The organism is Undibacterium sp. Rencai35W, from assembly GCF_049340185.1.
GTDB lineage: Bacteria > Pseudomonadota > Gammaproteobacteria > Burkholderiales > Burkholderiaceae_D > Undibacterium.
Genome location: NZ_JBMPPC010000001.1, coordinates 767235 through 780114, shown reverse-complemented (window position 1 = coordinate 780114; position 12880 = coordinate 767235). Strand labels below are relative to the sequence as shown.

The following is a 12880-nucleotide window of genomic DNA, read 5'->3' as shown; positions in this document are numbered from 1 at the left end:
GTACAAACAAGTGTGTTAAATTTTAGAAACATTTTTTGAAGTATTAGGAGTTATCATGGCCGTTCAGCAAAACAAAAAATCACCATCCAAGCGCGGTATGCACCGTTCACACGATTTCCTGGTTGCTCCGCAATTAGGTATCGAGCCAACAACTGGTGAAACACATATGCGTCATCACATCAGCCCAAACGGCTTTTACCGTGGTCGTAAAGTATTGAAAACTAAGAACGACGAGTAATCTCTTCTTAGATAGTAAAGCGGCGTAACGAGTCTCGTACTTGGCGCCGCTTTTTTTATGGGAGAAATATTTTTCATTAGAAATTTTCTCTCGTTTTACTTTCATAAAATCCCTCTTTTTGGTGCGTTTTTATTAATCCCAGAAAGAAATAGTGCGACCTGACTATCTCAATCTTGATAAGATAGCTGCTTCGGGATGAAGTTTAGTATCACTACATGACAATAAAAATTTCCATTGACTGCATGGGCGGAGATCACGGACCGGCAGTCACAGTTGCAGCGGCAGTATCGTTTGCGAACCGCGAACCCGATGCTGAATTTATTCTGGTAGGGCTTGAATCACATATTCAGGCAGAACTGAAAAAAAATCGCGCACTCAATCATCCCCGTCTCTCGATTCTCAATGCCACAGAAGTGGTGGAGATGGATGATCCTATCGAGATCGCTCTGCGCCGCAAAAAAGATTCATCCATGCGCGTTGCAGTGAGCCTGGTCAAAGATGGTCAGGCGCAAGCCTGCGTCTCTGCTGGCAATACCGGCGCACTGATGGCGGTATCGCGTTATGTGCTAAAGACCATGCAAGGTGTGGATCGGCCAGCTATTTGCAGCATGTTGCCTAATCAAAAAAATAAACCGACTTACATGCTTGATCTCGGGGCTAATGTCGACTGCGAACCTTTGCATTTGCATCAGTTTGCCATTATGGGTTCGGCGCTGGTGTCCGCCCTGGAAGGCAAGTCGAAGCCAACGATTGGTCTGTTGAATGTCGGCGAAGAAGATATTAAGGGTAATGACGTCGTGAAAAAAACCGCACAGCTGCTGCGTGCGGATCACGAGCGTGGATTGCTGAATTTTTATGGCAATGTCGAAGGCAATGACATTTTCAAAGGTACAACCGACATCGTCGTCTGTGACGGTTTCGTCGGTAACGTGACGCTAAAAGCTGCCGAAGGTATGGGGCGCTTTGTCAAGAGTACATTGACTGATGCTTTTAAGAGCAGCCCTTTGAATATGCTGGGCGCTTTGATTGCGCGTAGTGCGCTGAAGTCTATTTCCCGCACAATGAACCCATCTAACTATAACGGCGGCAGCTTGCTGGGTCTGCGTGGCCTGGTGTTTAAGAGTCATGGCAGCGCTGATAAGTACAGTTACGAATGGGCGATACAGCGCGCATTCGATGCGGCAAAAAATGATGTATTGTCTCGTATCTCCACATCCATGGCAGAACTGATGCCAGCGACGGACGCGATGTCGGAGGAACTTAATGAACCCATGGCACAGAAAACCGCATGACTTTTTTCAGTAAAATTATCGGTACTGGCAGCTATCTGCCACCCAACAAGGTAAGCAATCAGCAATTAACGGATCAACTGGCTGCAAAAGGGATAGAAACTTCAGACGAATGGATTTTTTCGCGTAGCGGTATTTCTGCGCGCCATTATGCTGCTGCCGATGTGACTTCCAGTGATCTTGCGGTAGAAGCGTCGAAGCGTGCGCTGGATGCCGCTGATATGCAGGCTAACGATATCGATCTGATTATCCTGGCGACCTCAACGCCGGATTTTCTCGGTGGTTTTCCGAGCACTGCCTGCGTTGTGCAAAATAAGCTTGGTATTACCAACGGAGCTGCAGCGGTTGATGTGCAGGCGGTTTGCAGTGGCTTTATGTACGCCATTGCCATGGCTGACAGCATGATTAAATCCGGTGCACACAAGAATGTGCTGGTGATCGGTGCGGAAGTTTTTTCCCGTATTTTAAATTTTGAAGACCGTACTACTTGTGTTCTCTTTGGTGATGGTGCTGGTGCCGTTGTCTTATCGCGCTCGGCTGAGCCTGGTGTATTGGCAACGAAATTGCATGCTGACGGTAGCTACGCGAATATCTTATGCGTACCGGGAAACGTGAGTTCTGGTGCGATTACCGGTAATGCATTTTTGTATATGGACGGTCAGGCGGTCTTTAAGCTTGCGGTCTCATTGCTGGAAAAGGTCGCAAACGAAGCGTTGGAAATCGCTGGTATGGACGCCTCGCAGATAGACTGGCTGATACCGCATCAGGCGAATATCCGCATCATGCAAAGCACGGCAAAAAAAATGCGTATGCCGATGGAAAAGGTGGTCGTGACCGTCGATCAGCACGGTAATACCTCGGCCGCATCGATTCCGCTGGCTTTGGATGTTGCCGTCAGGGATGGCCGGGTTAAGCCGGGTCAGACGATTATGATCGAAGGCGTAGGTGGTGGTTTTACCTGGGGTGCTGCGATTATCAAGATGTGAGATGCGACCTTGTTGAGATAATTGTTGTCTTGCGCAGATGGCTTTTCTCAATGGTATCAAAATTTTTGTCATTTCCTTCATTAACTTCTTTATTAAACAAGATTTATGACTCAATTTGCATTTGTTTTTCCCGGTCAGGGTTCGCAGGCTATTGGTATGCTGAATGGCTTTGCCGATAACAGTATCGTCCAGCAAACCTTAGCAGAAGCATCCGATGCGTTGCAGTTCGATCTCGCTAAATTGATTGCTGAAGGGCCAAAAGAATCCCTGGATTTAACGACCAATACGCAGCCAGTGATGTTGACGGCGGCGGTTGCCTGTTACCGCGCATGGATTGCAGCTGGTGGCGCTTTGCCAGCCTTGGTGGCAGGACATAGTCTGGGCGAGTATTCGGCACTGGTTGCTGCTGGTGTGATTAATTTTAAAGATGCGGTGCCACTGGTGCGTTTCCGCGCGGAAGCGATGCAAAGTGCTGTGCCTGTAGGGCAGGGCGGAATGGCGGCAATTCTCGGCCTGTCTGATGAGGATGTGATTGCCGCCTGTGTTGAGGCTATTGCGGGGCATGCTGGCGAGGTGGTTGAGGCCGTTAACTTCAATGCGCCTGCGCAAGTCGTGATTGCCGGCTCTAAGGCCGCAGTCGAGCGTGCTTGTGAGATTGCTAAAGCCAAAGGTGCGAAGCGCGCCTTGGCATTGCCGGTATCCGCGCCATTCCATTCATCGCTGTTGAAGCCTGCATCAGATAAATTACGTGACTACATGGCTGGATTGACTTTTAATACTCCCGTCATTCCTTTGATTAATAATGTTGACGTTGCAATGGTGACTGAGGTTGCTGCGATTAAAGATGCTTTGGTGCGCCAGGCAGCTAGTCCGGTGCGCTGGGTAGAAACTGTGCAAAAAATTGGCAGCAGCGGTATCACGCATGTAATTGAATGTGGCCCTGGCAAAGTATTAGCTGGTTTGACCAAACGAATTCACGGCGAATTAATTGGTGATGCTGTATTTGATCAGGCATCCTTAGATAAAGTAATGGAAATTCTGAAATGACTCAACAATTAGCAAATCAGGTTGCGCTGGTCACTGGCGCCTCACGTGGTATCGGCAAAGCCATCGCAATTGCGTTGGCCAAAGCGGGTGCCCGCGTAATCGGTACGGCAACCTCTGAATCGGGTGCTTTGGCTATTTCTGAGTATCTGGCGGCAGTTGGGCCGGACGCAGGTAAGGGGGTGGCTTTCAATGTCAATGACGTCGCGCGCTGTTCTTCTCTGATAGAAGAAATTCAAAAAGAATTTGGTAGCTTATCTATACTGGTCAACAATGCGGGTATTACGCAAGATCAACTAGCGATGCGCATGAAAGAGGAGGAGTGGGATAGTGTTATCTCTACCAATCTGAGTTCTGTCGGTCGTCTGTCGCGTGCTGTCTTGCGCGGTATGATGAAAGCCAAACATGGTCGCATCATTAATATCACCTCGGTCGTTGGCTCATCCGGCAATCCGGGGCAAATGAATTATGCCGCTGCCAAGGCAGGTGTTGCAGGTATGAGTCGCGCTCTGGCGCGTGAAATTGGTAGTCGCAACATTACAGTCAACTGCGTGGCACCGGGTTTTATCGATACGGATATGACAAAGGCATTAACTGAGGATCAAAAAGCGGCGATTTTGCAACAAATTCCTCTGGCAAGATTGGGGCAGCCGGAGGATATTGCTGCTGCAACTTTGTTCCTTGCGTCGCCTGATGCAGGCTATATTACCGGTACAACGCTCCATGTGAATGGTGGTATGTATTTAGGTTAAAATGATTTTATTGATATTTATCACAACAATCGCCGAAATTAGACGGAGATGTGCTGGTAAAATCCTTACTTGCTTTTTTTGCGCACAAACCTGCTAAAATGCGCGCACTTTCTGTAACCACTCATGGAGAACCATATGTCAGATATCGAACAACGCGTTAAGAAGATCGTCGCCGAGCAACTGGGCGTCGCAGAAGCAGACATCAAAATTGAATCTTCCTTCGTGGACGATCTCGGTGCTGACTCCCTCGACACAGTAGAACTGGTCATGGCACTCGAAGACGAATTCGAAATGGAAATCCCTGATGAACAAGCTGAGAAAATCACTACTGTTCAGCAAGCGATTGACTACGCCACTGCGCACGTCAAGGCGTAATTCAGCAGCGCTGCAGTGCTGCAGTGCTTTTGAAGTGCTGCCCAGAATCCAAGCATAACCAGTTTTCAAGTCCAGGAGAAACGCTTGAGCCGTACGCTTAAACGTCGTGTCGTGGTCACCGGTCTCGGTTGCGTTTCCCCAGTTGGCAATACTATTGCTGACGCATGGGGGGCCGTGACGGCAGGTAAATCCGGTATCGCCACGATTACCAAATTTGATGCAACGCCTTTTTCCACGCATTTTGCTGGTGAGGTAAAAGGTTTCAATGTCGAGGATTATCTCCCGGCTAAAGAAGCCCGCAATATGGATACTTTCATTCATTTTGGTATCGCTGCCGGGATGCAGGCTTTCCGCGATAGTGACATCACAGTGACGGAAGAAAATGCCGATCGTATCGGTGTCATCGTAGGCTCTGGTATTGGCGGTTTGCCTTTGATTGAGGAAACCAAAGAGGTCTTGACTGAGCGCGGACCCCGTCGTATCAGTCCATTCTTTGTTCCAGCCTCCATCATCAACATGATTTCCGGTCATTTGTCGATTAAGTTTGGCTTGAAAGGGCCAAATCTAGCGATTGTGACAGCTTGTACTACGGGTCTGCATTGCATCGGTTCCGCTGCCCGCATGATTGAATATGGCGATGCCGATGTCATGATTGCCGGTGGTGCTGAATCAACGATTTCTCCATTGGGGCTCGGTGGTTTTGCTTCTGCCCGTGCACTGTCTTCTCGTAATGATGACCCTGCGACAGCGTCTCGTCCCTGGGATAAAGACCGTGATGGTTTTGTTCTCGGTGAAGGTGCCGGTGTCATGGTGCTGGAAGAGTATGAGCATGCGAAAGCTCGCGGCGCCAAAATTTATGCGGAAGTTTTAGGCTTTGGCATGAGCGGTGATGCGTATCATATTACATCGCCCTCAATGGACGGCCCGCGTCGCAGTATGCTGAATGCGATGAAAAATGCCGAGATCAACCCGGAACAAATTGATTATCTGAATGCGCATGGTACTTCCACGCCTTTGGGTGATAAAAATGAAACGGATGCGATCAAAGCAACTTTCGCAGATCATGCCTACAAAATGACAGTTAATTCGACCAAGTCAATGACAGGTCACTTGTTGGGTGGTGCTGGCGGTCTGGAGTCTGTATTTACGGTACTTGCGTTGCATAACCAAGTATCTCCTCCAACGATCAATATCATTAATCAGGATCCGGAATGCGATCTCGACTATTGTGCGAACACAGCCAGAGATATGACCATCAATTTTGCGATGAAAAATTCTTTCGGCTTTGGTGGTACTAACGGCACCTTGATTTTTAGTAAAATTTGATTGGCTGCTGTTATAGCTAACGCGTAAGTTTTGCCGGCACTTTGATTCTTTGGATTAAAGTGCCGCTTTCTTTTGGTGCTGCCATGTCAATTGCTGTCTCTGTCCGTATTTTGCCATCGCGCGGATTACTTTTAGCTAGCTGTGGCATGTTGTTCATTGCAATGGTCACGGCGGCTTACAGCATTTTCATGCTGCCGCTTCATATCGTCTTGCAGTTTGCCTTGCTGTTTGTGCTGAGTACGCTAATGGTGACGCGTTTTATACTGTTAATCAAAAGGCGCTCAGCATATAGTCTGGATATCGCTGCTTCAGGCCGTATGATACTCAGAAAATTTCCTGGTAATGGTAAAGACACCCCGGTGATGGTGGTTCGACTGTGCCGGGAAACGACACTTTGGCCATACGTCATGATGTTGCATTTACGTCCGGAGCAAGGTGCTGTGCAGATTGTGCCGGTTTTGCGTGATAGTGTTGATGCATCTGCCTGGCGCGCTTTGAGTGTGGCGTTGCGCTGGCTTGCTGTTCATGAGCGTAATCAAAAAAATACATCGCTGACGATAGGGAACTTTTAAGCCTCGCTATGCATCTATCTACATATAATCGCGTTGAGATTACCCCGAACCTAGGAAAGAGTGAGTGACGACAGAGCGCGAGATTGATCAACTCCTTGTTGAGCGTGTGCAGCGCGGTGACAAAAAAGCATTTGAGCTTTTGGTTTCCAAATATCAAAGGAAATTAATGCGGCTCGTGTCTAGGCTCGTCCATGATCAGGCAGAAGCGGAGGATGTCGTGCAAGAGGCCTTCATTAAAGCCTATCGTGCACTTGCGAATTTCAGAGGCGATTCTGCGTTTTACACATGGCTGTACAGAATCGGCGTCAACACTGCCAAAAATTATCTGGTCACTCAGGGACGTCGTGCCCCGACCTCAACCGACTCCGATATCGAAGAGGCAGAAACTTTTGCCGACGCCGAGGGACTAAGAGATATTAATACCCCGGAATCTCTACTGGCCAGCAAACAGATCGCCGATACCGTCAATAGCGCGATGCAGGCTTTGCCAGAAGAACTACGTAACGCGATTACTCTGCGAGAAATTGAAGGACTTAGTTACGATGAAATTGCGGAAGTGATGTTGTGTCCGATCGGCACAGTGAGGAGCCGTATTTTCAGGGCGCGTGAGGCAATTGCAGAAAAATTACGACCGGTGCTCGGCACCAGTCTGGATCAGCGATGGTGACCTGATCCTGGCTGTAAGCCGAAAGCTCTCAGATGAGCAGCAAAACAGATCAAAAGAACAGGTAGTAAAAAATGTGGATAAAATCATGAACATAGATCACACCAAAAAAGAAAGCATTTCAGCTTTGCTCGATAACGAGTTAAGTGATGCGCAACTGGACGCCATGCTCGCCAGTTTGGGCCAGCATGCCGATGCTGATGCGCGACAAGCCTGGAATATCTATCACCAGATCGGCGATGTCTTGCGTTCAGATGATTTGGCAATAAATGTCAGTCCTGGATTTTCCTCCAAAATGAGCGCATTGCTGGATGCCGAGCCGGTAATCCTGGCGCCGAAACCTGTCGTACAGGTTGCGACAAATCTTAGCCAGAATACCGATAAATCTCGTTTCACCCGTTATACCGCCATGCTCAGCGTTGCGGCAATGGCCGTGCTAGCTTTTATGCTAGTGCCACAAATTACACCTTATATTCACGGTAGTGCATCTTCAGTTCAGATGAGTAAAGCGACTGAAGCTCCAAATAGTCCTGTGCAATTAGTTGCCGACGCCAGTACAGCGCCAGCAATGGAATCAAAAAACAAAGCGCCAGATGAAATCGAGATGTTACGCGATCCACGGCTGGATAGTTATTTACAGGCGCATCAAAAATTTTCTCCGTCTATTGTCAGTGGTTCGCAATTGGCCAATCACATAGCCGGTAGCGCAGCGGGCAGTGCGGTTAGCAACGGTATTGAAAACGCAGCAGCTCCAGCTCCAGCAGCGGCCTCTGCCTCATCCGCTTCATTTGTTCCGGAAAAGTAGACTCTATGTTGTTTAAGCGTTTATCTTTTTCTCTCTTTGTGCTGACGACAGGGCTGGCAGCATCGCCGATCTTGTGCGCGCAAAGCCAGGACGCACAAGATGTGCCGACGATGCTGCGCAAAGTGCAGACTGCTGCACAAAAATTAAATTACACCGGCACTTTTGTTTATCAGCAAGCGAACCAGATGCGCACCTCGCGGATTTCGCATCTTCTGGACGGTAACGTAGAGCTGGAAAAGTTAGAAATTCTGGATGGCAAACCTCGTGAATATATCCGGCGCAATGATGAGGTCAGTTGCTATCTGCCTGAGAGCAAAACCATTCAAGTCGAGAAGCACGTCACCCAGGAAATTTTTCCAGCCTTACTGACCAGTAATGCACAATCATTACCTGAGTCCTATCTGATTAAAAAAGCAGAACAGAGTCGCGTTGCCGGTGCGGAATGCCAGATACTGAGCTTTGAGCCCAAAGATATGTATCGTTATGGCTATCGTCTTTGTATGGATAAATCCACCGGCTTGCTACTGCGTGCCCAGACGGTAAATGCAAAAAATGAAGTGATCGAACAAATCGCTTTCACCCAAATTTTGATTGGTGACGTCGATAAAAATCGCGTCAAACCAAGTTTTCAAAACACGGCGCAATGGCATATTGAAAATCTGACGGTGCAACCCAACGTTAACTCCGGTTGGGTAGTCAAGGCTTTGCCTGCGGGGTTTAAAAAAACCCGTGAGATGAAGCGCCTGATCCCGATCAATAATGCAGCGGCATCATCCGATGCCAGCCAGGCCAAGCCCCATCAGGTCATACAAATGATTTTTTCTGATGGACTCGCTGCCATCTCCGTGTTTATCGAGCCGGACACTCAAGGCCGGACCGAGGGTAGTTTGCAGCAAGGGGCGGTGACTATTATGGGAAAGCGCCAGGGTGAGTATTGGTTGACGGTAGTAGGAGAAGTGCCTTTAGCTGCAATTAAGCAAGTCATGAACTCTATTGAATTTAAACCTAAATGATGACGCCATGAAAAAATCTACATTTATTTCTGTCGACAAAGTCGTTTCTACTTTATTACTTACTACCTGTTTCGGCTTTATCGCCCCCACAATCACCGGGGCTGCACCAGTTGAGGCGGCACCCGCTGTTGTCAGTGGTTTGCCGGATTTTACGGATCTGGTAGAAAAATCAAGTCCCGCCGTAGTGAACATCCGCACTACCGAGAAAATTCAGCAAGGCCAGTCCGGCATGGGCGGTGATGATGAGCAGATGCAGGAATTTTTCCGTCGCTTCTTCGGCATGCCTATACCGAAACAACAACCTGCACCGGCGCCAAAAGGTCGTAAGCAAGCTCCCCAGCAACAGGAGGAGGAAGTGCCGCGTGGTGTAGGGTCGGGTTTTATTATTTCACAAGACGGTTACGTGTTGACCAATACCCATGTGGTCGAGGGCGCGTCGGAGGTCTACGTCAAGCTGACGGACAAACGTGAATTCAAAGCGAAAGTGATCGGCACGGACAAGCGTACGGATGTCGCGGTATTGAAAATCGACGGTAGCAAACTTCCGCGCCTGACAGTGGGTGATTCCGACAAGATCAGAGCAGGTGAATGGGTGCTGGCGATCGGCTCTCCATTTGATCTTGATAATACGGTGACCGCAGGGATCATCTCCGCCAAGGCCCGTGATACAGGCGACTTCCTGCCTTTAATTCAGACAGACGTCGCAGTTAATCCTGGTAACTCGGGCGGTCCGCTGATTAATATGCGCGGTGAAGTCATCGGTATTAATTCGCAAATCTACAGCCGCTCAGGTGGCTATATGGGGATCTCGTTTGCGATTCCTATTGATGAAGCGATGCGTGTCGTTGAGCAATTGAAATCCGCAGGGCGCGTGACTCGTGGTCGTATCGGTGTAGCGATTGATGATTTATCGAAAGAGGTTGCAGAGTCGATTGGCTTGCCAAAAGCACAGGGAGCCTTGGTCACTCGCGTGGAGCCTGGCGCACCGGCAGAAAAAGCAGGCGTTCAGGATGGTGACGTAATCTTGAAGTTCAATGGCGTCACTGTTGAAAAGAGAACGGATCTGCCGCGTATTGTCGGCATGACGAAGCCAGGCAGCAAGGCGACGATTACCGTCTGGCGCAAAGGCGCGGCCCGTGATCTGGCTATCACCGTTTCTGAGGCAGAACCGGACACCAAAGCAGCGCAAAAAACCGATAAAAAACTGAAGCGTGATCAGGCCGCTAATGCGCTCGGTATCTATGTTACCGACATGAGTGCCGCGCAAAAGAAAGAACTGCCTGGTGCGACAGGTGTTGTGATTGAGTCGGTTGAAGGGCCGGCAGTACAGGCAGGCTTAAATCAGGGCGATATTATTCTAATGCTGAATCAGGTTGACGTCAAAGATGCTAAGCAATTCGCAGCGATGGTGTCCAAACTGGATCCAAAAAAAGCGGCATCACTCTTAGTACGCCGTGATAATTTTTCTCAATTTATACTGATACGTCCGACGTCACAATAACCGTACTCAAAGAATCTACTTAGCTGAAGAGCGTAATTCGATCAAAACTGCCCGCAAAACTGCGGGCAGTTTTTTATTCGCTGCGTGATATTTGTCAGCAAACGAGGTGCTTCAAAAATCCCGATTGCGCAAACTCACTCAAACGTTACGCCTGAGGTCATCGCCGACTATAATGCTGCCTTAATCTTACTTAATTCCTGCTTAATGTCTCCTGATGCTGTCATTCAATGCAGTATTCAATGGTTTTAGCTTATGTTGTGTATCGCGCCGACATTCCAGGTCGATTGCTTTTACGTGATGTAGTGTGTGAATTTTTTAAGATACTCTGGAGTAGTATGTTTTCATGTACCGCATAAAATATCCGGATTAATGCCTATTTTTTTAAAAATAATGGGGAGTATCCGTATATCTCCTCTGTCAGCAACCACCTGATGATACAGTTCACGCTATATTCCCGTAGTTATTGCCATCTCTGTGACGACATGCTTGAGCAATTGCAGGCATATCTCGATTCCTATCCGGATTGCCCTGCCTTTGCTGTTAAGGTTCTGGACGTCGATGCGGATGAGGCTTTGCTGGCGCTCTATGATGAACTTGTGCCGGTATTGATCGGGCACAAAGAACATCAGACGGCACAGCAGATTTGTCATTACTTTTTAGATCAAACAAAATTGGAAGCGTTTTTACATGGGTGATACAGCGACATTTTCGCTATTTGATTATGCGGGCGAAGTAATTTGTGGTGTCGATGAAGCAGGTCGCGGCCCTTTGGCTGGACCGGTAATGGCCGCTGCCGTTATTCTTGATCCGCTTCATCCGATTGCCGGTCTGCGCGACTCTAAAAAGCTGAGCGAGCAAAAACGTGATCAGCTCGCTATCGAGATCAAACAACATGCCTTGGCCTGGGCGATCGCCGAATGCTCTGAGGAAGAAATCGACCGACTGAATATTTTGCAGGCCACCATGCTAGCGATGCGGCGTGCTGTCGAAGCATTAAAAATCCAGCCGACGCTGGCACTGATCGACGGCAACCGGTGTCCTGTCATGTCCGTGCGGTCTGAAGCCATTGTGAAGGGAGATGATAAAGTGCAGGCTATTTCCGCCGCATCGATTTTGGCAAAAACGGCACGAGATCACGCACTGGCACAACTGCATCTGCAATATCCGCAATATGCGCTCGATCAGCACAAGGGTTATCCGACAGCGCTGCACCTTGAGCGCTTGCGTGAGCATGGTGTTTCGCCGATACATCGCAAATCTTATGCGCCTGTCAAAGCGCTGCTGATCCAACGTTAACCATGGCTGAACCACGCTGATATGAAATCCATTACTTCGCGCGATAATCCGCTCTACAAAGAATTAAAGCAACTCGCCACTAGTTCCCAGGCTCGTCGTAAATCCGGGCGCACTTTGCTTGATGGCGTTCACTTATGCGAAGCCTACTGGCAGCATCTGGGTGCTCCGCACATGTGTATCGTCGCTGAATCCAGTGTCCAGCATCACGAGGTGTCTTCGATACTTGCCCTATGTGCATCTGCTAAATCTGCTGAAACTACTGAAGTGCAATGTATTTGTTTGCCGGATGCTTTGTATCACGCTTTAAGCCAGGTTGAGCACGGCGTCGGTATTATGTTTGTCGTCGCGACACCGCAAGGAATGACACCAGACGTGCTGCAAGAGTCGGCTGTCATGCTAGACAATCTGCAAGACCCCGGCAATTTAGGATCGATTTTGCGTAGCGCCGCCGCCGCAGGTATCGGTCATGTATTTTGCAGTCCGGGCACCGCTTTTGCCTGGTCACCCAAAGTCATGCGAGCGGGTATGGGCGCTCATTTTTTATTGAATATCGTTGAAAATGCCGATCTGCATCATCTGATCAGTCATGCGGCAATCCCGGTTCTGGCAACAAGTTCGCACACCACACAAACGATTTATCAGGCGCAGCTCAATCGCCCTGTTGTCTGGTTGTTCGGCCATGAGGGGCAGGGCGTAGCGGAAGACTTAATGGCGCTTGCGACGGACTCTGTGACCATACCGCAGCGCCCGGAGATTGAGTCCCTGAATGTGGCGGCCAGTGCTGCGATCTGTTTTTTTGAGCAAGTGCGGCAATCGCTTTAGGCGAAATAATTTGTAGCAATTATTTATAGTAAGCAAATTAAAAAAGGACATGAATTTCCATGTCCTTTTTATTTTTCAGTTACTTCGCTGATTAGTTGAGGTTGCTGACTTAATTAACTTAATTAATTTAGCGATCTAATTCAGCTTAGCTTGTTTTACGTAGCATAATTCTTAATAGACCATCATCAATTCAGATG

General features: G+C 48.6%; 15 protein-coding genes. All 15 read left to right on the top strand.

The annotated features are described in order from the left end of the window. The first annotated feature begins 55 nt into the window (after window positions 1-55). A complete protein-coding gene (gene rpmF / locus ACO0K3_RS03475) occupies window positions 56-238 on the top strand; it encodes a 50S ribosomal protein L32 (protein WP_186945318.1) in 183 nt (60 codons plus the stop codon). A gap of 215 nt (window positions 239-453) precedes the next feature. Further along, complete coding sequence (plsX, locus tag ACO0K3_RS03470) at window positions 454-1530, top strand: phosphate acyltransferase PlsX (RefSeq protein WP_422960136.1); 1077 nt, start codon at window positions 454-456, stop codon at window positions 1528-1530. Continuing rightward, window positions 1527-2513 carry a beta-ketoacyl-ACP synthase III gene (locus ACO0K3_RS03465; RefSeq protein ID WP_422981891.1) on the top strand — a complete coding sequence of 329 codons (987 nt, stop codon included), beginning with the start codon at window positions 1527-1529 and terminating at the stop codon, window positions 2511-2513. The genes plsX and ACO0K3_RS03465 overlap by 4 nt, the downstream gene beginning before the upstream one ends. Window positions 2514-2618: 105 nt before the next feature. Next, a complete protein-coding gene (gene fabD / locus ACO0K3_RS03460; RefSeq protein WP_422981889.1) occupies window positions 2619-3560 on the top strand; it encodes an ACP S-malonyltransferase in 942 nt (313 codons plus the stop codon). Next, on the top strand, window positions 3557-4309 hold the full coding sequence (gene fabG, locus ACO0K3_RS03455) for a 3-oxoacyl-ACP reductase FabG (protein WP_422981887.1): 753 nt from the start codon (window positions 3557-3559) through the stop codon (window positions 4307-4309). Before fabD ends, fabG begins: the two co-directional genes overlap by 4 nt. Before the next feature lie 135 nt (window positions 4310-4444). After that, window positions 4445-4684 (top strand): acyl carrier protein, encoded by a 240-nt coding sequence (acpP, locus tag ACO0K3_RS03450; RefSeq protein WP_008449912.1) that lies wholly within the window; start codon window positions 4445-4447, stop codon window positions 4682-4684. Between the two features lie 84 nt (window positions 4685-4768). Next, a complete protein-coding gene (gene fabF, locus ACO0K3_RS03445) occupies window positions 4769-6010 on the top strand; it encodes a beta-ketoacyl-ACP synthase II (protein ID WP_422960132.1) in 1242 nt (413 codons plus the stop codon). A gap of 83 nt (window positions 6011-6093) precedes the next feature. Then, window positions 6094-6582 (top strand): protein YgfX, encoded by a 489-nt coding sequence (locus ACO0K3_RS03440; RefSeq protein WP_422981885.1) that lies wholly within the window; start codon window positions 6094-6096, stop codon window positions 6580-6582. 64 nt (window positions 6583-6646) lie between these two features. After that, window positions 6647-7249, top strand: coding sequence for an RNA polymerase sigma factor RpoE (rpoE, locus tag ACO0K3_RS03435; RefSeq protein ID WP_422956671.1), 603 nt, complete (start codon window positions 6647-6649; stop codon window positions 7247-7249). A gap of 85 nt (window positions 7250-7334) precedes the next feature. Further along, window positions 7335-8051 (top strand): sigma-E factor negative regulatory protein, encoded by a 717-nt coding sequence (locus ACO0K3_RS03430; protein WP_422981883.1) that lies wholly within the window; start codon window positions 7335-7337, stop codon window positions 8049-8051. A 5-nt stretch (window positions 8052-8056) separates the two neighbouring features. Continuing rightward, entirely contained in the window at window positions 8057-9064 is a 1008-nt protein-coding gene (locus ACO0K3_RS03425; protein ID WP_422981881.1) for a MucB/RseB C-terminal domain-containing protein, read from the top strand. A 7-nt stretch (window positions 9065-9071) separates the two neighbouring features. After that, entirely contained in the window at window positions 9072-10565 is a 1494-nt protein-coding gene (locus tag ACO0K3_RS03420) for a DegQ family serine endoprotease (RefSeq protein ID WP_422981879.1), read from the top strand. A gap of 431 nt (window positions 10566-10996) precedes the next feature. Then, window positions 10997-11260 (top strand): glutaredoxin family protein, encoded by a 264-nt coding sequence (locus tag ACO0K3_RS03415; protein WP_422981877.1) that lies wholly within the window; start codon window positions 10997-10999, stop codon window positions 11258-11260. After that, the gene (gene rnhB / locus ACO0K3_RS03410) at window positions 11253-11861 is read left to right on the top strand and encodes a ribonuclease HII (protein WP_422981875.1); all 609 of its coding nucleotides are present in this window, start codon (window positions 11253-11255) and stop codon (window positions 11859-11861) included. Before ACO0K3_RS03415 ends, rnhB begins: the two co-directional genes overlap by 8 nt. Before the next feature lie 21 nt (window positions 11862-11882). Beyond that, window positions 11883-12683, top strand: coding sequence for a TrmH family RNA methyltransferase (locus tag ACO0K3_RS03405; RefSeq protein WP_422981873.1), 801 nt, complete (start codon window positions 11883-11885; stop codon window positions 12681-12683). Window positions 12684-12880 lie beyond the last annotated feature (197 nt).